The 833-nt window shown below is 46.5% G+C and carries 1 protein-coding gene; it reads left to right on the top strand.

The annotated features are described in order from the left end of the window. On the top strand, positions 1-222 hold a 222-nt coding region (locus ODQ17_RS19035; RefSeq protein WP_322905620.1), incomplete at its 5' end, for a hypothetical protein. Between the last annotated feature and the right edge of the window lie 611 nt (positions 223-833).

Below are 833 nucleotides of genomic sequence, written 5' to 3'. Positions count from 1 at the left end.
CTCCTTCCTTTTTTCCCAGGCTTGTCGGTCAAAATCACCATCCTTGCGGGGGTAATGAACACCCCAAAGTCCATTCTCACTGGGTTTGACGTAGCGATAATCGGGATGACCATCTCCGTCGGGGAAAGTCATGCACAGTACCCCACCATCGGCTATGGTGCGGCAATTGCCATTGGTTTTAGCGCAGACTGGGCAAGGATTGTGGCGGCTGGTGGGTTGTAATTTGTTCTGCCCAAAGCTGGAATGGTTCGGGTTATTGACTAGGAGGGGGGAGAATGCGCTAGAATAGGCCCCGTGTGAAGTTTTATAATGCTTCATCTCAGAAGCCTCCTTCCCTTTGGTTGCTTCTTGCTCTCCCAAAGAGCACAAGAACCGATTATTTCTAGATACGCATCCTTTCTTAGGACAACTAGAGCAGACCTGAATTCCGCCCGCCGCCAAGCTGAGAGGAATTTGGGTCTTTGGTTGTTTTGGGGAACTACAGGATGCGGCTGACCTTGCCGCTGAAACATTTCAAACCTCTAAATACTGAATGGGGAACGGTGGATCCTCCCAATAAATTTACAGGATTTTGCACTATTTTTTTGCTATTGGCGATGGGCCTTTTTTGCCCGTTGCCTTTTTTAGTGGGGTATGGGGGTAGAAGAACTCCGGGGGTAAAGGCTAGTAATTCAAGACCATAACTTAAAAGTCCCATCTTTTTCAAGGAGTTTGAAAATTTTTTCTTTGGGTTGACCGTGAGGGGGTAGTAGCATCGTTTTTGTAATTGCGCTAGAAATAAAAAACCGTTAAGTTTTGAGTCATAGAGAGGTTATCAGCATTGTTTCCTAAGT

Source organism: Acinetobacter sp. IRS14, from assembly GCF_034650275.1.
In the GTDB taxonomy this organism is placed as follows: Bacteria; Pseudomonadota; Gammaproteobacteria; order Pseudomonadales; family Moraxellaceae; genus Acinetobacter; species Acinetobacter oleivorans.
Note: the sequence above shows the minus strand (reverse complement) of the source record. Positions and strands in the feature narration are given on the sequence as shown.